The following is a 23,011-nucleotide window of genomic DNA, read 5'->3' on the forward strand; positions in this document are numbered from 1 at the left end:
CCAGCAATTTTCCTGATCGGACGGAATCGCGTTCCATGGCTTGCATAGTCATAATCCCGCTGCTAACCGGCCCGGCGACAGGGGAACGGGACGGATAAAACCGCGCCCCTCTTTTTGCATGACCGGCAAATCAAGTGCCAGTGAACCCAACGGAGGACGGTAAGCGCGTGGAGACTACCGGCGGCATTCAGGCTAGCCTCAGCGGACGCTACGCGGTTGCGCTGTTTGATCTGGCTCGTGACGGCAACGCCCTCGACACCGTGGCGAACAGCCTCGGCGCGATCAAGGCGGCGATTGCCGAATCGGCTGATTTCAAAAGCCTCATCAACAATCCCGTGCTCAGCCGCGATGCGGCTGGCAAAACGATCGCAGCCGTCGCATCCTCTATGGGGATCGATCCGCTGACGACGAAGTTCCTCGGCGTCCTCGCCGAAAACCGCCGTCTGTCGCAGCTGCCTGCCGTTATTCGCGCCTATGAAACGCTGCTGTCGAATCACAAGGGCGAAGTTCGCGCCGAAGTGACCAGCGCCCATCCGCTCGATTCGGATCAGACAGCCGCCCTGCAAAAGAATCTGCGGGCGCGCGTCGGTCGCGATGTCGCGCTCGATGCAAAGGTCGATCCCGCAATTCTGGGTGGGCTGGTCGTCAAGATCGGCAGCCAGATGATCGATTCTTCTATCCGCACCCGTTTGAATAGTCTCGCCCACGCGATGAAAGGCTGAAAGCCCAAAAGGCTTCGATGAAAGGCTGAACATGGATATCAACGCCGCAGAAATTTCGAAGGTCATCAAGGACCAGATCGCCAATTTCGGCACCGAAGCGCAGGTGAGCGAAGTCGGTTCCGTGCTGACCGTGGGTGACGGCATCGCCCGCGTCCACGGCCTCGACAACGTCCAGGCGGGCGAAATGGTCGAATTCGCCAATGGCGTGCAGGGCATGGCGCTCAACCTGGAAGCCGACAATGTCGGCGTCGTGATCTTCGGCTCGGACGCCGAAATCAAGGAAGGCGATGTCGTCAAGCGCACCGGCACCATCGTCGACGTTCCCGTCGGCAAGGGCCTGCTGGGTCGCGTCGTTGACGGCCTGGGCAACCCCATCGATGGCAAGGGTCCGATCCAGTATACCGAGCGCAAGCGCGTTGAGGTCAAGGCTCCGGGCATCATCCCCCGCAAGTCGGTGCACGAACCCGTGCAGACCGGCCTGAAAGCCATCGACGCCCTCGTTCCCGTGGGCCGTGGCCAGCGCGAACTGATCATCGGTGACCGCCAGACCGGCAAGACCGCCGTCGCGATCGACACCTTCATCAACCAAAAGGCCGCCAACGCAGGCGATGATGAGAGCAAGAAGCTCTACTGCATCTACGTCGCCGTCGGCCAGAAGCGTTCGACCGTCGCACAGATCGTCAAGCAGCTCGAAGAAAATGGCGCGATGGAATATTCCATCGTCGTCGCCGCGACCGCTTCGGAACCGGCTCCGCTCCAGTATCTGGCGCCCTATACCGGCGTCACCATGGGCGAATTCTTCCGCGACAACGGCATGCACGCCGTCATCGTCTATGACGATCTGTCGAAGCAGGCCGTCGCCTATCGCCAGATGTCGCTGCTGCTGCGTCGTCCTCCGGGCCGCGAAGCCTATCCCGGCGACGTCTTCTATCTCCACAGCCGCCTGCTGGAGCGCGCTGCGAAGATGAATGACGCCAATGGCAATGGCTCGCTGACCGCGCTGCCGATCATCGAAACGCAGGCGGGCGACGTGTCGGCCTACATCCCGACCAACGTGATCTCGATCACCGACGGCCAGATCTTCCTTGAAACCAACCTCTTCTACCAGGGCATCCGTCCGGCCATTAACGTCGGCCTGTCGGTGTCGCGCGTCGGTTCCGCCGCGCAGACCAAGGCGATGAAGAAGGTTTCCGGCTCGATCAAGCTGGAGCTGGCCCAGTATCGCGAAATGGCGGCCTTCGCCCAGTTCGGTTCGGACCTCGACGCTTCGACGCAAAAGCTGCTGAACCGTGGCGCGCGCCTGACGGAACTGCTCAAGCAGGCCCAGTTCTCGCCGCTGCCGTTCGAAGAACAGACCGTGTCGATCTTCGCTGGCACCAACGGCTATCTCGACAACGTGCCCGTCAAGGACGTGACCCGTTACGAAGAACTGATGCTCGCCCATCTGCGCCACGACCATGCCGACGTGCTGGCCGCGATCCGCGACAGCAAGGATCTGGGTGATGAACCCAAGGCCAAGCTGAAGGCGGCGCTGGACAGCTTTGGCAAGACCTTCGCCTAATATTTAGCCGTCACCCCAGTGAAAGCTGGGGTCTCAGGCCGGATAGGTCCGACCTGACGGCCTGAGATGCCAGCCTTCGCTGGCATGACGGAACAGGATTGAACGAGACGTCAAATGGCAAGCCTCAAGGAACTGAAGATCCGCATCGGGTCGGTCAAATCGACCCAGAAGATCACCAAGGCGAAGCAGATGGTCGCCGCCGCGAAACTGCGCAAGGCGCAGGCCGCGGCTGAAGCCGCCCGCCCCTATTCCAGCCGCCTGGAAGCCGTCGTCGCCAGCCTCGCGTCCAAGATCGCTGGCGGTTCGGGTGAAGGCGCTTCCCCGCTGCTCGCGGGCACCGGCAAGGATGAGGTTCATCTGCTCGTCGTGGCCAACTCCGACCGTGGCCTTGCTGGCGCGTTCAACGCCAACATCGTCAAGGCCGCGCGCGCCAAGGCTCAGGAACTGATCGACGCGGGCAAGACCGTCCGCTTCTACCTCATCGGTCGCAAGGGCCGCCCGGTCATCAACCGTACCTTCCCCGGCATGATCGTCGCCCAGTTCGACACCACCGGCGCGAAAGAGCCGGGCTACGACCAGGCGCAGCAGATCGCGCACGAACTGACCGACATGTATCTGAACGGCAAGTTCGATGTCGCGCACCTCTTCTTCTCGCGCTTCAAATCGGCCCTCGCCCAGATCCCGACCGAACAGCAGATCATCCCGGTCAAGATCCCGGAAGACGCCGACCGCAACGCCATCGGCGCGACGGTTGAATATGAACCGAGCGAGGAAGCGATTCTCGACGACCTGCTGCCGCGCAACGTCACGGTCCAGATCTTCAAGGCGCTGCTGGAAAACAACGCGTCCGAACAGGGCGCATCGATGACCGCCATGGACAATGCGACCCGCAATGCCGGCGACCTCATCAACAAACTGACGATCCAGTATAACCGCAGCCGCCAGGCCGCGATCACCACCGAACTCGTCGAAATCATCTCGGGCGCCGAAGCCCTTTAAAGATCACGCACGCAAGGAAGCAGTCATGGCAACCACCAACAATGTAGGCCGCATCTCGCAGGTCATCGGCGCTGTCGTCGACGTGACCTTCCCCGATGCGCTCCCCGCAATTCTCTCGGCGCTGGAAACCAGCAACAACGGCCAGCGCCTGGTGCTGGAAGTCGCCCAGCATCTGGGTGAAAACACCGTCCGCACCATCGCGATGGACTCGACCGACGGTCTGACCCGTGGCCAGGAAGTGACCGACACCGGCGCGCAGATCCGCGTCCCCGTCGGCCCCGCGACGCTTGGCCGCATCCTGAACGTCATCGGTGAGCCGATCGACGAGCGTGGCCCGGTGGAAACCACCCTGTCCGCCCCCATCCATGCCAAGGCACCTGAGTTTGTCGACCAGTCGACCGAAAGCTCGATCCTGGTCACCGGCATCAAGGTCATCGACCTTCTCGCCCCTTACGCAAAGGGCGGCAAGATCGGCCTGTTCGGCGGCGCGGGCGTCGGCAAGACGGTTCTCATTCAGGAACTGATCAACAACATCGCAAAGGGCCATGGCGGCACCTCGGTCTTCGCTGGCGTCGGTGAACGGACTCGCGAAGGCAACGATCTCTATCACGAATTCCTCGACGCTGGCGTTATCGCCAAGGACGCCGATGGCAACGCGATCAGCGAAGGCTCCAAGGTTGCGCTGGTCTATGGCCAGATGAACGAGCCGCCGGGCGCCCGCGCACGCGTCGCCCTGTCGGGCCTCACCATCGCGGAATATTTCCGCGACCAGGAAGGCCAGGACGTGCTGTTCTTCGTCGACAACATCTTCCGCTTTACCCAGGCGGGCGCGGAAGTGTCGGCGCTGCTGGGCCGTATTCCTTCCGCCGTGGGCTATCAGCCGACGCTCGCGACCGACATGGGCGCGCTGCAGGAACGCATCACCTCGACCAACAAGGGTTCGATCACCTCGGTCCAGGCCGTGTACGTCCCCGCGGACGATTTGACCGATCCGGCGCCCGCGACCTCGTTCGCTCACTTGGACGCCACCACCGTTCTCAACCGCGCCATTTCGGAACTGGGCATCTATCCGGCGGTCGATCCGCTCGATTCGACCAGCCGCGTTCTGGAGCCCCGCGTCGTCGGTCAGGAACATTATGAAACCGCCCGCGCGGTTCAGTCGATCCTTCAGAAGTACAAGTCGCTGCAGGACATCATCGCGATCCTGGGCATGGACGAGCTGTCGGAAGAGGACAAGCTGACCGTCATGCGCGCCCGCAAGATCCAGAAGTTCCTGTCGCAGCCCTTCCACGTCGCCGAAGTCTTCACCGGCATCTCGGGCAAGTTCGTCCAGATCGAAGACACGGTGAAGTCGTTCAAGGCCGTGGTCGATGGTGAATATGACCATCTGCCCGAAAACGCCTTCTACATGGTCGGCGGCATCGACGAAGCCGTCGAAAAGGCAAAGAAGCTGGCTGCAGAAGCAGCGTAAGCTATACCAAGTCCCCCTCCCGCACGCGGGAGGGGTTAGGGGTGGGCCGCGAGCGACAGCGAGCTCCAACCTATCCCGAAGCGTTTGCAGGCGGTTGCTCGCGCAATCGCACCCACCCCCTGCCCCTCCCTTGAAAGGGAGGGGGGAGAAACTCGATGGCACTGCATTTCGAACTCGTGACCCCCGAAAAGCTCGTCCGTTCGGAAGAGGTCTATCAGGTCGTCGTCCCCGGCACCGATGGCGACTTCGGCGTGCTGGAAGGCCACGCGCCTTTCATGTCGACCGTTCGGGACGGCACGATCCAGATTTACGCCGCCGCAGGTTCGACGCCCGAAGTGATCCCGGTTCAGGGCGGCTTCGCGGAAGTCAATGAAAAGGGCCTGACCGTCCTTGCGGAACATGTCAGCTGACGACATCCCGTCCGACTATTCTCACCATAAGGTGAGATGAAAAAGGCCGCTTTCCGATGGGAAGGCGGCCTTTTTCCTTTTGCTCCCGGATCGGCAAGACCAGCCGACAGCCGCCCCGACGACGCGCGCGCCCCTTTCAGCGCCATTAGCCATTTGTCAAAGTTTCCGCCCTATTCACCATTGCAGCCAAATGAGATCGGCCCGTTTCTGGACGGCTGGGCTGATCCAAACATATCGGCGGAGAATTATGAGCGCGTTTGGACGGAAAAATGGACCGGCCGGTATCAAGCCGGGTTTTGGCGTGGCCCGCCCGATGCACAGCGGCGGCGGCAGCGGCAGCAGCGCCCCGCGTGAGGAAGCGCGTGGCGGCGATCAATTCCCGCCGCTCGACATGGCTCCCCTGCCCGCCGGCGAGCCTGTCGATCCGCTTTCCGCGCCAACCGGCCAGGTGCTGCGCAATGCCGACGCCATGCAGCGCCTGTCGGATCGCGCCAATGCCGAACATGTCGCCGACGCTGGCCCGCAGGGGTTTGAGGCATCGGTCCACAAGATCAAGGAACAGGTGCTCCCCCGCCTGCTCGAACGCGTCGACCCGGAAGCCGCCGCGACCCTCAGCAAGGATGAACTGGCGGAGGAATTCCGCCCGATCATCATGGAAGTGCTGGCGGAGCTGAAGCTCACGCTCAACCGCCGCGAACAATTCGCGCTGGAAAAGGTGCTGGTTGACGAGTTGCTCGGCCTCGGCCCGCTTGAGGAGCTTCTGGCCGACCCGGACGTCACCGACATCATGGTCAACGGCCCGGAACAGACCTACATCGAACGAAAGGGCAAGCTCCAGATCGCGCCGATCCAGTTCCGCGACGAAGAGCATCTGTTCCAGATCGCCCAGCGCATCGTGAACAAGGTCGGCCGCCGCGTCGATCAGACCACGCCGCTGGCCGACGCCCGCCTGCCCGACGGCTCCCGTGTCAACGTGATCGTGCCGCCGCTCAGCTTGCGCGGCACCGCCATCTCCATTCGTAAATTCTCGGCCAAACCGATCACCATCGACATGCTCGCCCAATGGGGCGCTATGAGCCAGAAGATGGCGACCGCGCTCAAGATCGCGGGGGCCTGCCGCTTCAATATCGTCATTTCGGGAGGCACCGGCTCGGGCAAGACCACCATGCTCAACGCCCTGTCAAAGATGATCGACCCGGGCGAGCGCGTGCTGACCATCGAAGACGCGGCGGAACTGCGCCTGCAACAGCCGCACTGGCTTCCCCTGGAAACCCGCCCGGCCAATCTGGAAGGCCAGGGCGCGATCACCATCGGCGACCTCGTCAAGAACGCCCTGCGTATGCGTCCCGACCGCATCATCCTGGGCGAAATTCGTGGCGCGGAATGTTTCGACCTGCTCGCCGCGATGAACACCGGCCATGACGGCTCCATGTGTACGCTTCACTCCAACAGCCCGCGCGAATGCCTTGGCCGTATGGAAAACATGATCCTGATGGGCGACATCAAGATCCCGAAGGAAGCCATTTCCAAACAGATCGCCGACTCGGTCGACCTGATCGTGCAGGTCAAACGCCTGCGCGACGGTTCGCGCCGGATCACCAACCTGACCGAAGTCATCGGCATGGAAGGCGACGTCATCGTCACCCAGGAACTGTTCAAGTTCGAATATCATGACGAGGACGAAAATGGCCGGATCGTGGGCGAATATCGCTCCATGGGCCTGCGCCCCTACACGCTGGACAAGGCGCGGCAATTCGGTTTCGACCAGCCATTCCTGGAAGCCTGCCTCTAACAGGTTGCGCGCAAGCGATATGAACGGCACATCGGACAGATCCCGACATGGAGAGTCCGATGAACCGCCTCATCCGCATCAGCATAATGTCCGCAGGACTTGCCCTGCCCCTGGCCCCCGCCACCGCCCAGCATGAAGGCCATGCCGATCATGCGGCCCATATGGCAGCCGATCCGATCGCGACCGCAACGGCATCCCCTTCCCGAACGCCCGCCAATGTGGCGCGCGACCCTTATCGCCACCCGGTTGAAACGCTGCGCTTCTTTGGTGTGACGCCGCAGCAGACGGTGGTGGAATATGCACCCAGCGGCGGCTGGTACACCGAAATTCTGGCACCGCTGCTCCGCGACAAGGGCAGCCTGATCGCGCTCCAGCCCAGCGGACGCTATCTGGACCGGTACAAAGGCTTCCTGGCAACCAGGCCCGATGCCTATGACAAGGTGAAACTGGTCGCTTTCCCCGAAGATGCCGCCACCATAACGGCGGGCAGCGTCGATACCGTCCTGACCTTCCGCAACGTGCATAATATGGTGATGTCGGGGACAGAGGCGTCGACCTTCAAGACCTTCTACAATGTCCTGAAACCCGGCGGCATCCTGGGCATTGTCGACCACCGCCTGCCGGAGGATCGCGACGCGGCCCTGGAAAAGAACAGCGGCTATCTCAAAACCTCCACCGTCCGCCGGATCGCTGAAGCCGCCGGTTTCGAATATGTTGGATCGTCGGCCATCAACGCCAATCCAAAGGATAGCGCGGACTGGCCCAAGGGCGTGTGGACCCTGCCGCCCACGCTCAGCCATGGAGACATGGACAAGGCGAAATATCAGGCCATTGGTGAGAGCGATCGCATGACCCTGAAATTCCGCAAGCCCCTCTAGCGCGACGAGCGTTAAATCGAAATCACTTCCCCCGTTCGCCCTGAGCCTGTCGAAGGGCTACTTCTTCAGGCCACCCGTCAGAAGGAAAGAGTAGGCAAGCTCCGACATTTGGACGCGGCAAGCGGTTCGTTCAAACAGCCCGAACGGGGTGATTTCGATTAACTGCACTCCGGCCTAAACACCGCCGCTCCCAATAAACGACAGCGGAGCGGTTGCGCAAATGCGCCGCCGCACTAAGGCAAGGCGATGTCCGCCGACCTGACCGATCCTCGCCCCCACAGGCCGTTGCTGGGCATGTCCCTGCGCCTGTTGGGGGTGGTGTGCGTGTCGATCATGTTCATCGCCGGGCGGACCGCCGATGCGCGCGGCGTCCATATTTTCGAAACCCTGTTCTACAGGCAGGCGCTGGCCGTGCCGGTCGTGCTCGGCTGGATCGCCATGACCACCGGCCTTGGCTCCATCCGCGTGCGCAGGATCGGGGCGCATGCCACCCGGATGGTCGTGGGCGTCACGGGCATGGCGCTCAACTTCCTGTCCTACATCCTGCTGCCCCCCGCCGAAGCTGTCACCATCGGCTTCACCATGCCCATTTTCGGCACCATATTGTCGGCCACCATCCTGAAGGAAAAGACCGGCATTCACCGCTGGGGCGCAGTATTGGTCGGCTTTCTGGGCGTGCTGGTGACGCAGCGGCCTGGCGCGGGCGCGCTATTTTCGCTGGGGGTGGTCGTCGCCATCGCCGCTGCTTTCATGACCGCCTGCGTCAGCCTGATCTTGCGGAGGCTCAGCCGCACCGAAGACCCCGGCACCATCGTCTTCTGGTTTACCTTCCTTTCGCTCCCGCCGCTGGGCCTTGGCGCGCTACTCTATGGCGGCGCGCACGACCCCGTCACCTGGGGGCTGCTGGCGTTGATCGGGATCAGCGGCGGCGTCGCGCAAATCTGCCTCACCGGCGCGCTGCGATGGGCACCGGTGTCGGTGGTATTGCCGATGGACTATTCCAGCATCCTTTGGATAGCGCTGTTTGGCCTGCTCATCGGGCAGGGATGGCCCCAGGCCGCCACCTGGATCGGCGCGGCGCTGATCACGGCAAGCGGCCTCTACATCGCGTGGAGAGAACATCTCCACGGTCGGCAACCGCCTTCAGCCTAGCAATTCCGCATCCAGGCCGATGTCTGCGTTCAACAGCTTCGACACTGGGCAATTCGCCTTGGCCTTCGCCGCCAGCTCCTGAAACCGATCGTCGTCAATCCCTGGAATCGACGCTTTCAAGGTCAGCTTGCTCGCGGTAATCGCAAAGCCATCCTCCCGCTTTTCCAGCGTGACGACGCCATTGGTCTCCATCTTCTCGGCGGTGAAACCCGCCTCGCCCAATATCATCGACAGCGCCATGGTGAAGCAGGACGCATGCGCCGCAGCGATCAATTCTTCCGGGTTGCTGCCCGGCACATCTTCAAAACGAGTGGCAAATCCGTAGGGATGCGCATCCAACGCACCGCTTTGCGTGGATATGGTGCCCTTGCCGTCCTTCAGCCCGCCGCTCCACACGGCTGATCCGCTGCGATTGATCTTCACCTTATCCTCCTATGTCGTTGGGAAAGGAACTCGGTCACGTCCGCCCGGTTTCATCATCATAGCCTAAAATCTTGGTGGAGAGTGACGATGACCGACGCAATGACCGAAAACCCTAGCGATCTGATCGCATCGGATCGCGTCGAAGGGACCGCCGTCTACAACCGCGAGGGCGAACGGCTGGGCCATATTTCCAACTTTATGGTGGACAAGCTGAGCGGCCAGGTCCGCTACGCCGTCCTTTCGTTCGGCGGCATATTGGGGCTGGGGCAGGATCATTATCCCCTGCCCTGGTCGATGCTGAACTATGAAACGGACAAGGGCGGCTATGTTGTCGACCTCAGCCGCGAAACGCTCGACAGCGCACCGAAGCATCTGCCGGGCGAACGCCCGGATTATACCGACGCCTATGGCCGCAGCGTGTTTCAATATTACGGCCTCATATATCCCTGGTGATAGACGGAAGCTGATCAAGGAATGGGCTCGGAAACCTCGCGTTTCCGGGCCCTTTTTCATAGCCGCGCGTTGACGCATCGGACTGCCCAGATTTCGCCACATTCTATCGCCGCACTATTGTCTACCTATGAAATAGAGTTACCGTGCCCTTCAACCAAGGACGAGGAGTTGACCATGGATCGATTCGGAAATCCGGGCGATGCCCGCCAGCCGGTGGTCTTGACCATACCGGGGCTCAACAATAGCGGCCCGGACCATTGGCAGACCCATTGGGAAAATAGCCGAGCAGACTGCCACCGGGTCGATTTGGGCAGTTGGGCCAGCCCGACCCGCAATAGCTGGGTGACACGGCTGGACGCGGCGATCCGGGAAGCGGACGGCCCGATCGTACTCGCGGCGCACAGCCTGGGCTGCCTCGCCGTCGCCTGGTGGGGTGCCTTGCAAAGTCAGGCTTATGGATGGCCGGTAACGGGTGCCTTGCTGGTCGCCCCACCCGATTGCGACCGCATGGAAACGCCGGAAACGGTCGGCGGATTTGGCCCCACGCCCCGCGCGCAGCTGCCATTTCCCTCCATCGTCGTGGCCAGCCGCAACGACCCCTATATCTTCTTTGAACGCGCTCACAGCATCAGCAAAAATTGGGGAAGCAGCTTCATCGACGCTGGCCTTTGCGGTCACATCAACGCCGACTCCTGCTTGGGCGACTGGACTTTTGGTCAGGCTTTGCTGGAAGGCTTGATCGACAATGCGCAGGACCATGCATCCGCCATGCGCCAAATGCGTCCAGCAAGCCTGCTCGCCCAGCAGGATCGCAGGATCGGCGCGATGCGGAACGTCGGCTGATCAGGCGGAGCGACAAGATGAGCTTGCACCGCCTATAATATTGCTTCTTTGTCTACTAATATGGTTGAGTTAAGAGGGCGTCGAGGTGCTTATGACTGAAAATCTCTCCATCGAACCCGCCTGCAATACCCGGCCCGTCGGGCAACGCCATGACATAGCCCTCAGCATCGAAAAGCTGCGGGACGTTCTGGAAGCGCTCCGTTTCGGGTCGGTCACCCTGACCGTCCACGACGCGCGCGTGGTGCAGATCGAAGTCACTGAAAAAACGCGCCTTACGGCCTGACCGGCTGCGGGCGAATAATCTGAATTGCAAACTCAGGCCGCCGGGCAGGCGGCGATGAAGGGCGGCAAGGGTGGCCGCCAACTGCCCGTTATCCTTTAGACCATCGGCTTTGACCGGATCACCGGAAAGGTCGCGATCAACATTTCACCGGACATCCGGAAGGGGAATCTTATGATTGCGCGTTTCCTGTTGCTCGCCACCGTGGCGAGCGCCTCCATCATTGCGTCCAGCGCCCATGCTGAAGATGCGGCTCAACCAGCGACCGATACAGCTGCCCAACCCACCAGCCCGCGCGGAGAGGTGATTATCGTCACCGCCCGCCGCCGCGCTGAAACCGCACAGCAAGTGCCGCTGGCAATCTCCGTCATCAGGGGCGACAGCATCGAAGCCACCGGCAACTTCAACGTGGTAAAGCTTCAACAGCTCGCGCCGACTTTGCAGGTTTACACCACCAATCCGCGCAATACGTCCGTCAATATCCGTGGCCTGGGGGTGCCGTTCGGGCTGACCAGCGACGGCTTTGAACAGGGCGTGGGCATTTATGTCGACGACGTCTATAACTCGCGCGTCGCCGCCGCGACCTTCGACTTCCTCGACGTCTCCCAGGTGGAAGTGCTGCGTGGCCCGCAAGGCACGCTCTATGGCAAGAACACGACCGCCGGCGCGATCAACATCACGACCAACCAGCCGACCTTCGATTTCGAAGGCCGCGCGGAACTGAGCGTGGGCAACCTCAACTACCGGCAGGCCAAGGCCGCCATTTCCGGCCCGCTGTCCGACACGGTCGCCGCCCGCCTTGCCGTCGCCGCCACCAGCCGCCGCGGCACGCTCTACAACCTCACCTCGCAGCGCTGGATCAACGAACAGGACAATCTGGGTCTTCGCGGCCAGCTGCTGTTCCAGCCCAACGATGATCTCAACATCACATTGTCGGGCGACTATAGCAGGCAGGACCCGGAATGCTGCGGCACCACCTTCGTCCGCGTTGGTCGCACGCAGCGTCCGCTGGCCCGTCAATATGATGCGATCATCGCGGCCATCAACGCCGCCAATCCGGGTCGCAACTATGCTGTCCCCAGTCGCAATCCCTATGATCGCCTGACCGACCTCGATTCCAGCCTGAATGCGGACAACAAGATCGGCGGCGTGTCGGCACGCGTGAAATGGGACATCGGCCCCGGTACGCTGACCTCTGTCACTGCCTGGCGTTTTTGGGACTGGAAGCCGGAAAACGACCGCGACTTCACTGGCCTGTCGGTAGTTTCCCGCTCGCAAAATCCGTCACAGCAGGACCAGTATAGCCAGGAATTCCGCTACAATTATGATGGCGAAAAGATCGACTTCGTGGCCGGTTTGTTCGGCTTCAAACAACGGATCGACACCCAGGGCACGGAACAGCAGGGCCTCGACGCAACGCGCTTCAGCCTGTCGCCATCCGTTGATCCAGCCAATCCCTATAACCGGCCAGAGGTGCTGGCTGGCCTGACCGCCAGCAACAGGCAATATCTCAAGAGCAGCAGCGCCGCGCTGTTCGGGCAGCTCAGCTGGCATGTGAACGACGCGCTGACCATTCAGCCAGGCGCTCGCCTGAATTATGATAAAAAGTCGGGCTTCTACCAGCGCGTCGTCACCAACGGTCAGGGGCAGGTCATTTCCTGCACACCCACCCCGCCGCCTGGCTCCGATCTGGCCGCCCAGTGCGGCGTATACCAGCCGCAGGTCAGCGCGCCGTCCGACAGCGCGTGGAATTTTACCTATGATCTCAACGTCAATTACAAGATCGCGCCCGACATTCTGGCCTATGCAACCTATGCCAAGAGCTTCAAGACGCTGGGCATCAACCAGAATGGCCTGCCTCTCAACGCCGACAATAGCGTCAATATCGACGCAGGCACGGTCAAGCCGGAGTCGGTCCACCACTATGAAATCGGCCTGAAAACCCAATTTTGGGATCGCCGCGCGACGTTCAACATCACCGCCTTCCGCACGGAGATCCAGAATTTCCAGGCGACGGTGAATGGCGGTCAGTTCGGCACGGTTCGTGGCTATCTCGCCAATGCGGAAAAGGTCCGGTCTCAGGGCATCGAAGCAGATTTCAAGGTCGTCACCAGCGACCGTTTCACCGCCTATGCGAATGCAGCCTACACCGACGCCAAATATAAGGCGTTCACCAACGCTCCGTGCCCGCCCGAATTGTCTGGCGGTCCGTCACAGCCCGCTGGCACGACCCCTGACTATTCGCAACCGGGCGTTCCGGGCGCGCCCAGTCCGCGCCAGTGCGACATCTCGGGCCAGGACCTGCCGGGCGTGTCCAAATGGGCTTTCTCCTACGGCGCGGAGTATAATATTCCCGTCACGCTGCTGGCGAAGAAAGGCCAGGTCTATCTGGGCGTCGACGGCAACTACCGGTCGCGTTGGAACTCGAATGCGTCGCCATCGCGCTACACGGAAGTGAAGGGCTATGCCCTCACCAACTTCCGCGCTGGCTTCCGTGGTGAAGGCTTCGATGTCTTCGGCTGGGTCCGCAACGCCTTTGACGTGGACTATATCGAAAATCTGCAGGTTGCGCCCGGCAATACGGGCCTGATCGCCGGTCAGGTTGGCGATCCACGGACATGGGGCGGAACGATCAAATTCTCCTTCTAACCGCCTCCCCCCCTGCGGGAGCGGCACAAGCCCGCCGCTCCCGCATTTTTCCTGTAAAGGTCCCACGCACCCCCCCGATTTGCGCGCCAAGGCCTGCTGGTCTAAAGCCGGGCCATGTCCACCACCTTTACCCTCGACACTTCCACCAGCCGCGCGAATCCGACGCCCGCGCCGATGAAGCGGCTGACCGTCCCCGCCATTCAACGGCGCAAGGTGGAAGGCCGGACGAACGAACCGCTGGTGATGCTCACGGCCTACACCGCGCGCCAGGCGCAGCTGCTCGACCCGCATTGCGACATGCTGCTGGTCGGCGATTCGCTGGGCCAGGTCATCTATGGCCTGCCCTCTACCCTTCCCGTCACGCTGGACATGATGATCGCCCATGGCGCCGCCGTCGTGCGCGGCAGCTATCATAGCGTTGTGCTGGTCGACATGCCCTTCGGCAGTTACGAAGCATCGCCCGCCCATGCCTTTACCAGCGCCAGCCGGGTCATGGCGGAAACCGGATGCGCCGCCGTAAAGCTGGAAGGCGGGCAGGCGATGGCGGAAACGATCAGCTTCCTCAGCCGCCGGGGCATCCCCGTCATGGCGCATGTCGGCCTCACCCCGCAGGCGGTGAACGCGCTGGGCGGCTATGGCGCGCGCGGCAAAAGCCAGGAAGAACATGCCCGCATCATGGACGATGCAAAGGCCGTGGCAAATGCCGGAGCCTTCGCCGTCGTGCTCGAAGGGGTGATGGAGGATCTGGCGATCGAGATTACCGACATGCTCGACATTCCGGTCATAGGCATCGGCGCATCCGCCCATTGCGACGGGCAGGTGCTGGTATCCGAAGACATGCTGGGCATGTTCGAACGCACGCCGCGCTTCGTCAAAGTCTATGAAAATATCGCCGGGACGATCAGCGGCGCGGCGGAACGCTACGCCGCAGAAGTGCGCAACCGCAGCTTTCCGACGCAAGATCAGGTCTATCGCCCCAAAAAGTGATTTGCGCTGGGCCACGGTCCCGCTATTGATCGCGCCTTCCGCCCGCCTTTTCTGACGTATCTGGAGACCGATGTGGCCCTGACGCCGCAAAATACCGAAGTTTTCATGCGCGAGGTCGATGAGGCCGTGCGGCATGATCAGCTGATCACCTTCTGGCAGCGCTTTGGCCGATGGATCGTCGCGCTCGTCATATTGGGGCTCGTGGCGTTTGGCGGCTGGCTCTATTGGCAGCATTACAGCAAAACCCAGTCGCAGGCCGTTTCGGAAGAAATGGACAAGGTGATCGTGACGGCAACCGGCGGCGGCACGCCCGACGCCAAACAGCTTGATGCGCTGACCAACGCCAACCAGCCTGGCTTCCGCGCTTCGGCGCTGCTGGTGAAAGCGGGCGTCGCTTCGAAAAAGGGCGATACCAAGACGGCGGTCGCCGCCTACAAGGCGATGGCTGCCGACACCTCGCTCGACGAGCCTTATCGCGATCTCGCCCTCATCCGGCAGACGGCGCTGGAATTTGAAACGCTCCAGCCGCAACAGGTGGTGGACAGGCTAAAGCCCCTCGCCGTGGAAGGCGCGCCCTGGTTCGGCAGCGCCGGTGAAATGGTCGCCATAGCCTATATGAAAATGCGCAAGCCCGACCTTGCCGGCCCGATGTTCGCGGCCATGGCAAAGGATGGCAGCGTGCCTCAGTCGATCCGTTCACGGGCGCGACAGATGGCTGGGCTATTGGGGGTGGACGCGGTCGATACTTCGGTCGGGCCGGGACAGGAATAACGGATAAGCGCATGGGGATGCACAGCATGACGAAATTTGCGGGGACGCGCCGCGCCCTGACTGTCGCCGCAATGGTTGCGCTGCTGGCGGGCTGCGGCATCATCGGCGGTAAAAAGGGCGGGCCAAAAACGCCGGTGGTCGGCAATCGCGTATCGATCCTGACCAATGAACAGGGCGTCGAAGTCGATCCGGCACTGGCCGACGTTCCGGTCTCGCTGCCCGAACCCGCCGTCAATCCCGACTGGTCGCAGCCCGGCGGCGGCCCTGCCAAGGCGATGGGCCATCTGGCGCTCAGCGCGTCGCCCAGCACGGCATGGACCACATCAATCGAAGGCAGCACGCCCCGCGCGCGTCTGGCCTCCGCCCCCGTCGTCGCCAATGGCAAACTATATGTCATCGATGCGGCTGCCCACGTCATCGCCTATGACGCCGCCAGCGGCGCGAAGCTGTGGCAGACCGCCCTGCCCGCCGAAGGCAGTGGCCGCGCGCTGTTCGGCGGCGGCGTCAGCATCGTCGATGACAAGGTTTTTGCCAGCACCGGCGTAGGCGACGTGGCGGCTCTCGACGCCTCAAACGGCTCCGTCCTGTGGAAAAAGCGTCCGGGCGGCCCGCTGCGCGGTGCGCCCACATTGGCGAACGGCCATGTCTATGTGATGGGCCAGGACAACCAGATCTTCGCCCTGAACCAGAGCGACGGCGCAGTGCAATGGACCGACAGCGGCACGCTGCAGGTCACCGGCGTCTTCGGCGTCGCTGCCCCCGCCGCGACCCAGGGCACGGTGATCGCTGGCTATAGTTCCGGCGAACTGACCGCCTATCGCTACGAAAATGGTCGCACCTTGTGGGGCGACGCCCTGTCGCGCACCAGCATCTCCACCGCCGTGGCTTCGCTGACCGATATTGATGCCGATCCAGTGATCGATCGTGGCCGCGTATTCGCCATCGGCCAGGGTGGCCGCATGGCATCCTATGAACTGGTCAGCGGCCAACGCCTGTGGGAAATCAACATCGCCGGCATTTCGACCCCCTGGGTCGTGGGCGAATGGGTCTTCGTCGTCACCAGCGACGCGAAACTGCTGTGCGTGGCGCGCGCCACCGGCAAGATCCGCTGGATCAGCCAGCTGCGCCGCTGGGAAAAGGAAAAGAAGAAGGCGAACAGCATCCGCTGGACCGGCCCGGTGCTGGCGGGCGGTCGCCTGATCCTGGTATCGACCCATGGCGACCTCAACTATGTCGATCCGGCAACCGGCGCGGTTCAGGCCAGCGTCGACATGGACCGATCCATGTCGCTTTCGCCGGTCGTCGCCAACAACATGCTGTATATTCTGGCGGATGACGGGCGACTGACTGCGCTTCGTTAACGCCTGCGTTGATGATAGATAATGTGCTCCTGCGCAGGCAGGAGCCCAGTTCCAACGCCAGGACTGGGCTCCTGCCTGCGCAGGAGCACTCATGTTTTTATGCCTGATGTGCGAACAGGCGACCAAAAAAAGGAAACGGGCCCACCATGCTGCCCACAGTTGCAATTGTAGGGCGGCCCAATGTGGGCAAGTCCACCCTCTTCAATCGCCTCGTCGGCAAGAAGCTGGCGTTGGTCGATGACCAGCCCGGCGTGACCCGTGACCGCCGTGAAGGCCAGGCGAACCTGCTGGGCGTCGATTTCACCATCATCGATACGGCTGGCTATGAGGATGAAGACGCGCAGACCCTGCCGGGTCGCATGCGGATGCAAACACAGGCCGCAGTCGAAAGCGCCGACCTCGCCTTGTTCATGGTCGATGCGCGGGCCGGCATTACCCCAATGGACGAGGAAATCGCCCGCTGGCTCCGTGAAGGCGACCTGCCGGTAGTGCTGGTCGCCAACAAGGCGGAAGGCAAGACCGCTGGAGACGGCGTCATGGAAGCGTACAGCCTGGGGCTGGGCGAACCGGTGCCCTTTTCCGCCGAACATGGGCAGGGCATGGTCGACCTGTTTCAGGCACTGCTTCCCTATATCGACCGTGAAGAGGAAGAAGAGGAAGAGGCCGAACTGGAGGAAGCGGACATTGAATCCGCACCCCTGAAACTGGCGATCGTCGGACGGCCCAATGCCGGGAAATCAACGCTGATCAATCGGCTTCTGGGCCAGAACCGCCTGCTGACCGGGCCTGAAGCGGGCATCACCCGCGACAGCATCGCCGTCGATTGGCAATGGACCGACGCAGACGGCAATGAACGCCCGGTCCGCCTGATCGACACCGCCGGCATGCGCAAGCGCGCCAAGGTGCAGGACAAGCTGGAAAAGCTCGCAGTCACCGACGGTCTCAACGCCGTCAATTTCGCCGAAGTCGTCGTGCTGCTGCTCGACGGGACACGCGGGCTGGAGGCGCAGGACCTTCGGATCGCGGACAAGGTGCTGGAGGAAGGACGCGCGCTCGTCATCGGTCTCAACAAATGGGACACGGTCGAACATGGCTCGGCCTTGTATCAGGGGATCAAGCAGGCGCTGTCCGACGGCCTTGCGCAGGTGCGTGGCGTTCCGATCATGACCGTGTCGGGCCTGACCGGCAAAGGGCTGGACGACCTGATCCGCGTCGCCTTCGAAACCCGCACCGCCTGGTCGCAACGCGTATCCACCGGCATCCTCAACCGCTGGTTCGAACGCGCGCTGGAGGCCAACCCGCCGCCCGCTCCCGGCGGCAAGCGCATCAAGCTGCGCTACATCACCCAGAACAAGACCCGGCCGCCGACCTTCGTGCTGTTCGGCACCCGCCTGGATGACCTGCCCGAAAGCTACCGTCGCTATCTGGTCAACGGCATCCGCAAGGAATTGGGGTTCGGCGCGGTGCCCGTGCGCCTGACGCTGCGCAGCGCCAAAAATCCCTATGCCACCAAATGACGTTCTTCATATCGACGCGCGCGGGATGAAATGCCCATGGCCGGCCCTGCGCGCGGCGCGGGCGATGCGGTCGGCGCGATCCGTGACGATCAGTGCGGATGATCCCATTGCGCCGGGCGAACTGAAGGCTCTGGCCGACCAGCATGGCTGGCGGTTCGCGACCCATGACGACCATCTTTTCGCGCTGGAACGTCAGCCCTGAAATATATCGGGCCTGGGTCCGTAATGATTTAACCGTTTAACCGCCTGTTTACGCACATCTCTTATCCTGCATTGAACTTCAGGGAGTGTCGCGAGTGCCGTATCAAGAAGCGGAACTGGTAAACTGGAACGAGCTTACGCGAACGAGGACGGAGCTGAGCAGCGCCTTTCTTCGTATCCTGGGCTATTTCCGGGAAGATGGCCCCAAAGCCATCAGCGCGATCGAACAGGCCATTCGTGAGCGTAATGCCGTCGCATTGGTGACCCCCGCCCATACATTGAAGGGTGAAGCGGCGCAGTTTGGCGCGAATCGCCTCAGCGCCATCGCCGAACACATCGAAACAGTGGCGCGCCGCTGCGTGGAAACACGGGAAGATCCCGACGAACTGATCGAAATCGTCGTGGCGCTGCGGCCCTGCTTCACCGAAACGCTGGCCTTGCTCGACCGCGACTCCAACCCGCTGGTGGCGCGGCGTCAGCCTGCTTTCGGTCGTCGCACCGACGGGGGACCGCAGGGTTTCGGACGAGCCGTCTGACCCGATCCACAATTTAGTATTGAAACGCAACGGATCACGCCCCCATATGCGGGCGATGATCCGTTTTTCCGTTCTGGACCTTGTCCCCGTCATCGAAGGAAGCGACGTTCGCGCCGCGCTCGGCCAATCCGCCGCCTTCGCCGCCCATGCCGAAGCATTGGGCTTTCACCGCTGCTGGGTCGCCGAACATCATGGCATGCCCGGCATCGCATCGGCAGCGACCTCCGTCGTGCTCGGCCATATCGGCGCGGCGACATCGCGCATCCGCATCGGCGCGGGCGGCATAATGCTGCCCAACCATGCGCCGCTGCTGATCGCGGAGCAGTTCGGCACGCTCGCCGCGCTGTTCCCCGGTCGGATCGACCTTGGCCTTGGCCGCGCGCCCGGATCGGACCAGCGCGTCGCTCAGGCCATGCGGCGCACTCTGTCCGGCGGCCCCGACGAATTTCCCCGCGACGTCATGGAATTGCAGGCCTATTTCGCTGGCGACGCCCGGCTGGGCTTTCAAGCGACGCCGGGCGCGGGCGAAGATGTGCAGCTGTGGATATTGGGGTCCAGCCTGTATGGCGCGCAACTGGCGGCGGCGCTGGGCCTGCCCTACGCCTTCGCATCCCATTTCGCGCCGGGTGCGCTGGAAGACGCGATTGCCGTCTATCGCCGCGATTTCCGCCCCTCCCCACAGCTGGAGCGCCCTTATGTCATGGCCGGCTATAATGTCTTCGCCGCCGACACCGCCGATGAAGCGCGCCTCATCGCCACTTCGATGCAACAGGCCTTTGTCCGCCTGCGCACCGGCCAGCCGGGCAAGCTGCAACCGCCGGTCGAAGGCTATTATGAAAGCCTCCCGCCCGGTGCCCAGGCGATGCTGGCCGATGTGCTGCGCGCCACCAGCATCGGTACCCAGGCCGATGTAGAGCGCGACTTGGCGAGCTTCATCGAAAGGACAGGCGTCGATGAGCTGATCATCGGCGGCCAGATCCATGATTTCGACGCCCGCAAACGCAGCCTGGAAATCGCAGCAGCCGCCGCACAAAGCGTCGCGGGCAGCTGAACGGACCTAAGCCGCCCGCAATCGCCCGCCGCTCAACACCGTCGCCAGGCCGGGCCACGCACGGTTCAACGTCGACCCCAGCAGCAGGACCGCTACCAGCACCAGCAACGGCTGCCCAATCAGATAGGCAGGGTAAAGCGGCGACCCCAGCTTACCGAACAACGCACCCAGCACAGGTCCCCCCAGCCAGATCAGGATGAGGTGCGAACAAAAAAGGAAGAAGGCAAAAGGCTCGATCCGCAACAGCATGCCGCGCACCGGCCCGCCCGCCAGCGCCCATGACAGACGCCAGAAACAGGTGGCGGCGGCGACCCGAACGGCCAGGTCCAGCATCCCGATACCCAGCCCGGTCCCCGGCATGACCTTCAACGAAAAATACAGCTGCACCGCCATCAGAATCGCGAACGGCGTAGCGGCCATCGGCCAGGAAAGCGCCGCAACCCGGCTGGCCAGCCCGCCACGCTGCGCCATCATGCCGATGACAAAGAAAAACAAAATCGCAGGCCGCATCAGGACCGGCGGCCCCCATCCCATCACCTGCGCCATCGCAGCCACGCCCGCCACCGCCGCCAGCGCCCTGCCCGGCATTCGGACCAGCAAGGGCGCGGCAACCATGCACAGGAACAGGTCGCGCAGGAATGGCATCTGCACGTTGATATCGGGGTTGCGGCTGACGATGAACAGCTCTTGGACGACCCATTCCAGCGACACCGGCACCGGCGCAGGCAGGTGCAACAGTAACGCCGTGCCCGACACGAACAGGATGGCGATGGCGTTCCACAACACCATGGGCAGCAATATGGTACGCGCCTTGCGCACGACATGGCGCGACCAGCTCAACGTCTGCGAAGACCCGCTGGCAAGCCAACCGGAAATGACGCCCAGCAGGGGCACGGCGCTGCGCCCGAAAATCTCCATCAGCAACCAGCGCAGATTTTCCTGCGGCGTGCCTCGCGCGATTTCCAGATCATGGCCGTTCAGGCCGGTCCACGCATGAACATAGACCACGCCTAAAATGCAGATGACGCGGGCGATGGAAATCGCATCGGATCGGCGCGCCGCGTCGGCAGTCATCAAGTCCTGCAATCAAATATCCCGTCCAGATGCCGCACCATCGGCGGCGCTTAACCGCGACGGGATATGGTCCTCCCGCCATTCGCGCCCCGCCAAATCGTTAAACAGAGCCGGGATCGCGCCGGATGGCCGGGATAAGCATATTCTTTACTACTATCAGGCTAGAAATTCGCGGGGCCGCCCGAATCTTTTCAGGCGGCGCAGGGGAGCGCACATGAGTCACATGCCAGCAGCAGCCGAATTTACCGAGGCGCAATCGCAGATGACAGCCACTCTGCCCACCGGCATTGGTGAGGTTTTCCAGATCGCCGGCTCCAGTTCCAAGGTGCTGATGGACGCGGCCAGCCTGCACGCGCTGGCGCAGGACAGCGACCCCTGCATCGCCATGGCGGGACAAGTGGGCAGCCAGCTCAAAATGCGCGTCGGGGCGACCTGGTTGATCGCCAGCGTGCGCTCGATGGCGCTCGACCGGCAGAATAGCGGCCTCATCATCGCCGACATCGACTTTCTGGGCGAAGGCGATCAGGAACAGGCGACAGGCCGCATCTGCCGTTTCCGTCGCGGCGTCACCCACTATCCCCCGCCCGGCACCGAAATTTTCCCGCTTTGCAGCGAAGACATGCGCCAGATCTACGCCGCCGATGATCGTCCCCATGTGCAGATCGGCACGGTTTTCCCCACGGCTGACACGCGCGCGGCACTCTATGTCGATGCCATGCTGGGCAAGCATTTCGCCCTGCTGGGGTCGACCGGCACCGGCAAATCCACCAGCGCCGCGCTGATCCTGCACCGCATCTGCGACCTGTCGCCCGAAGGGCATATCGTCATGATCGACCCGCATGGCGAATATGGCGCGGCCTTTGCGGATAATGGCGCGGTGTTCGACATCGGCAACCTGGCCCTGCCCTATTGGCTGATGAATTTCGAAGAACATTGCGAAGTGTTCGTCACCTCGTCCGGTTCGGACCGCACGGTCGATTGCGACATCCTCGCCAAATGCCTGCTCGCCGCCCGGCAAAAGAACCGGCTGGCGGAAAATCTGGGTCGGCTGACCGTCGATTCGCCCATCCCCTACCTGTTGTCCGACCTCACCAACATCCTTCAGAATGAGATGGGAAAGCTGGACAAGGGCACCGGCGCGCTCCCTTATATGCGGCTCAAGACCAAGATTGACGAGATGAAGACCGATCCGCGCTACAGCTTCATGTTTTCCGGCATGCTGGTCGCCGACACGATGCAGGACTTCATCGCCAAGATTTTTCGCATGCCTTCGAACGGCAAACCCATTTCCATCATCGACGTGTCGGCTATGCCGTCGGACATCACCTCCACCGTCGTGTCGGTGCTGTCGCGGCTGGTGTTCGACTATGCCATCTGGGCGCGCGACGAACCGCAACGCCCGCTGCTGCTGGTCTGTGAAGAAGCGCATCGCTACATCCCCAGCTCGACCACCGGAAACGGTCAGGCCGTCCGCCGCATCCTGGAACGGATCGCAAAGGAAGGCCGCAAATATGGCGTGTCGCTGGGCCTTATCACCCAGCGCCCGTCCGACCTTGCCGAAGGCGTGCTGTCGCAATGCGGCACCATCATTTCCATGCGCCTGAACAACGACCGGGATCAGGCCTTCGTGAAAGCGGCGATGCCCGAAGGCGCGCGCGGATTCCTCGATTCCATCCCCGCGCTCCGCAACCGAGAAGCGATTATCTGCGGCGAAGGCGTCGCCGTCCCCATTCGCGTGGCGCTCGACAATCTGGAGGAAGAACGTCGCCCCGCCTCCGGCGACCCCAGCTTTACGCAGCAATGGCGTCAGACCGGCGGAGAGGCCGATATATTGGATCGCACCATCACCCGCTGGCGCAGCCAGGGCCGCTGATCCCGCC

Annotated in this window: 22 protein-coding genes; 20 read left to right on the forward strand and 2 right to left on the reverse strand. The window is 62.5% G+C overall.

The annotated features are described in order from the left end of the window. The first annotated feature begins 167 nt into the window (after positions 1–167). The 8 genes from FHS54_RS00340 to FHS54_RS00375 all read left to right on the forward strand — a co-directional run bounded on the left by FHS54_RS00340 (position 168) and on the right by FHS54_RS00375 (position 8,985). Positions 168–722 carry a F0F1 ATP synthase subunit delta gene (locus FHS54_RS00340; RefSeq protein WP_167302627.1) on the forward strand — a complete coding sequence of 185 codons (555 nt, stop codon included), beginning with the start codon at positions 168–170 and terminating at the stop codon, positions 720–722. Between the two features lie 31 nt (positions 723–753). Beyond that, a complete protein-coding gene (gene atpA, locus FHS54_RS00345) occupies positions 754–2,283 on the forward strand; it encodes a F0F1 ATP synthase subunit alpha (RefSeq protein ID WP_167301811.1) in 1,530 nt (509 codons plus the stop codon). 114 nt (positions 2,284–2,397) lie between these two features. Beyond that, entirely contained in the window at positions 2,398–3,282 is an 885-nt protein-coding gene (locus FHS54_RS00350) for a F0F1 ATP synthase subunit gamma (RefSeq protein ID WP_167301812.1), read from the forward strand. A 25-nt stretch (positions 3,283–3,307) separates the two neighbouring features. Continuing rightward, positions 3,308–4,753 (forward strand): F0F1 ATP synthase subunit beta, encoded by a 1,446-nt coding sequence (gene atpD, locus FHS54_RS00355; protein ID WP_167301813.1) that lies wholly within the window; start codon positions 3,308–3,310, stop codon positions 4,751–4,753. 155 nt (positions 4,754–4,908) lie between these two features. Next, positions 4,909–5,163 (forward strand): ATP synthase F1 subunit epsilon, encoded by a 255-nt coding sequence (locus FHS54_RS00360; protein ID WP_167301814.1) that lies wholly within the window; start codon positions 4,909–4,911, stop codon positions 5,161–5,163. Positions 5,164–5,410: 247 nt separating this feature from the next. Further along, positions 5,411–6,955, forward strand: coding sequence for a TadA family conjugal transfer-associated ATPase (locus FHS54_RS00365; protein WP_167301815.1), 1,545 nt, complete (start codon positions 5,411–5,413; stop codon positions 6,953–6,955). A 59-nt stretch (positions 6,956–7,014) separates the two neighbouring features. Further along, positions 7,015–7,833, forward strand: coding sequence for a class I SAM-dependent methyltransferase (locus FHS54_RS00370; RefSeq protein WP_167301816.1), 819 nt, complete (start codon positions 7,015–7,017; stop codon positions 7,831–7,833). A 246-nt stretch (positions 7,834–8,079) separates the two neighbouring features. Beyond that, on the forward strand, positions 8,080–8,985 hold the full coding sequence (locus tag FHS54_RS00375) for a DMT family transporter (protein ID WP_167301817.1): 906 nt from the start codon (positions 8,080–8,082) through the stop codon (positions 8,983–8,985). Here FHS54_RS00375 and FHS54_RS00380 read toward each other — a convergent pair. Then, positions 8,977–9,408 carry an OsmC family peroxiredoxin gene (locus FHS54_RS00380; protein ID WP_167301818.1) on the reverse strand — a complete coding sequence of 144 codons (432 nt, stop codon included), beginning with the start codon at positions 9,406–9,408 and terminating at the stop codon, positions 8,977–8,979. The genes FHS54_RS00375 and FHS54_RS00380 overlap by 9 nt on opposite strands. An 87-nt stretch (positions 9,409–9,495) precedes the next feature. On the opposite strand from FHS54_RS00380, the gene FHS54_RS00385 reads away from it, so the two are divergent. The 11 genes from FHS54_RS00385 (at position 9,496) to FHS54_RS00435 (ending at position 20,057) form a co-directional block, all read left to right on the forward strand. Next, a complete protein-coding gene (locus tag FHS54_RS00385) occupies positions 9,496–9,861 on the forward strand; it encodes a PRC-barrel domain-containing protein (protein WP_167301819.1) in 366 nt (121 codons plus the stop codon). Positions 9,862–10,035: 174 nt separating this feature from the next. Then, on the forward strand, positions 10,036–10,704 hold the full coding sequence (locus FHS54_RS00390; protein ID WP_167301820.1) for an RBBP9/YdeN family alpha/beta hydrolase: 669 nt from the start codon (positions 10,036–10,038) through the stop codon (positions 10,702–10,704). A gap of 91 nt (positions 10,705–10,795) precedes the next feature. Further along, a complete protein-coding gene (locus tag FHS54_RS00395) occupies positions 10,796–10,987 on the forward strand; it encodes a YezD family protein (protein WP_167301821.1) in 192 nt (63 codons plus the stop codon). A 171-nt stretch (positions 10,988–11,158) separates the two neighbouring features. Next, positions 11,159–13,633 carry a TonB-dependent receptor gene (locus FHS54_RS00400; RefSeq protein WP_167301822.1) on the forward strand — a complete coding sequence of 825 codons (2,475 nt, stop codon included), beginning with the start codon at positions 11,159–11,161 and terminating at the stop codon, positions 13,631–13,633. Between the two features lie 114 nt (positions 13,634–13,747). After that, positions 13,748–14,620 carry a 3-methyl-2-oxobutanoate hydroxymethyltransferase gene (gene panB, locus FHS54_RS00405; protein WP_167301823.1) on the forward strand — a complete coding sequence of 291 codons (873 nt, stop codon included), beginning with the start codon at positions 13,748–13,750 and terminating at the stop codon, positions 14,618–14,620. 72 nt (positions 14,621–14,692) lie between these two features. After that, the gene (locus FHS54_RS00410; protein ID WP_167301824.1) at positions 14,693–15,391 is read left to right on the forward strand and encodes a tetratricopeptide repeat protein; all 699 of its coding nucleotides are present in this window, start codon (positions 14,693–14,695) and stop codon (positions 15,389–15,391) included. 11 nt (positions 15,392–15,402) lie between these two features. Then, positions 15,403–16,752: an outer membrane protein assembly factor BamB family protein gene (locus FHS54_RS00415; protein WP_167301825.1), complete on the forward strand. Its 1,350-nt coding sequence runs from the start codon at positions 15,403–15,405 to the stop codon at positions 16,750–16,752. 146 nt (positions 16,753–16,898) lie between these two features. Then, a complete protein-coding gene (der, locus tag FHS54_RS00420; RefSeq protein ID WP_167301826.1) occupies positions 16,899–18,269 on the forward strand; it encodes a ribosome biogenesis GTPase Der in 1,371 nt (456 codons plus the stop codon). Further along, a complete protein-coding gene (locus tag FHS54_RS00425) occupies positions 18,256–18,471 on the forward strand; it encodes a sulfurtransferase TusA family protein (protein WP_167301827.1) in 216 nt (71 codons plus the stop codon). The genes der and FHS54_RS00425 overlap by 14 nt, the downstream gene beginning before the upstream one ends. 94 nt (positions 18,472–18,565) lie before the next feature. Beyond that, positions 18,566–19,006 carry an Hpt domain-containing protein gene (locus tag FHS54_RS00430; protein ID WP_167301828.1) on the forward strand — a complete coding sequence of 147 codons (441 nt, stop codon included), beginning with the start codon at positions 18,566–18,568 and terminating at the stop codon, positions 19,004–19,006. 55 nt (positions 19,007–19,061) lie between these two features. Continuing rightward, positions 19,062–20,057 carry an LLM class flavin-dependent oxidoreductase gene (locus tag FHS54_RS00435; RefSeq protein ID WP_167302628.1) on the forward strand — a complete coding sequence of 332 codons (996 nt, stop codon included), beginning with the start codon at positions 19,062–19,064 and terminating at the stop codon, positions 20,055–20,057. Positions 20,058–20,063: 6 nt separating this feature from the next. Here the strand turns inward: FHS54_RS00435 and FHS54_RS00440 are convergent, their stop codons facing one another. Further along, positions 20,064–21,131, reverse strand: coding sequence for an acyltransferase family protein (locus tag FHS54_RS00440; RefSeq protein WP_208404699.1), 1,068 nt, complete (start codon positions 21,129–21,131; stop codon positions 20,064–20,066). 262 nt (positions 21,132–21,393) lie between these two features. Between FHS54_RS00440 and FHS54_RS00445 the strand changes: the two genes are divergently transcribed. Continuing rightward, positions 21,394–23,004 carry an ATP-binding protein gene (locus tag FHS54_RS00445; RefSeq protein WP_243855615.1) on the forward strand — a complete coding sequence of 537 codons (1,611 nt, stop codon included), beginning with the start codon at positions 21,394–21,396 and terminating at the stop codon, positions 23,002–23,004. Positions 23,005–23,011: the final 7 nt, after the last annotated feature.

The sequence above is a fragment of the Sphingobium vermicomposti genome (assembly GCF_011762025.1).
GTDB classification, from domain to species: domain Bacteria; phylum Pseudomonadota; class Alphaproteobacteria; order Sphingomonadales; family Sphingomonadaceae; genus Sphingobium; species Sphingobium vermicomposti.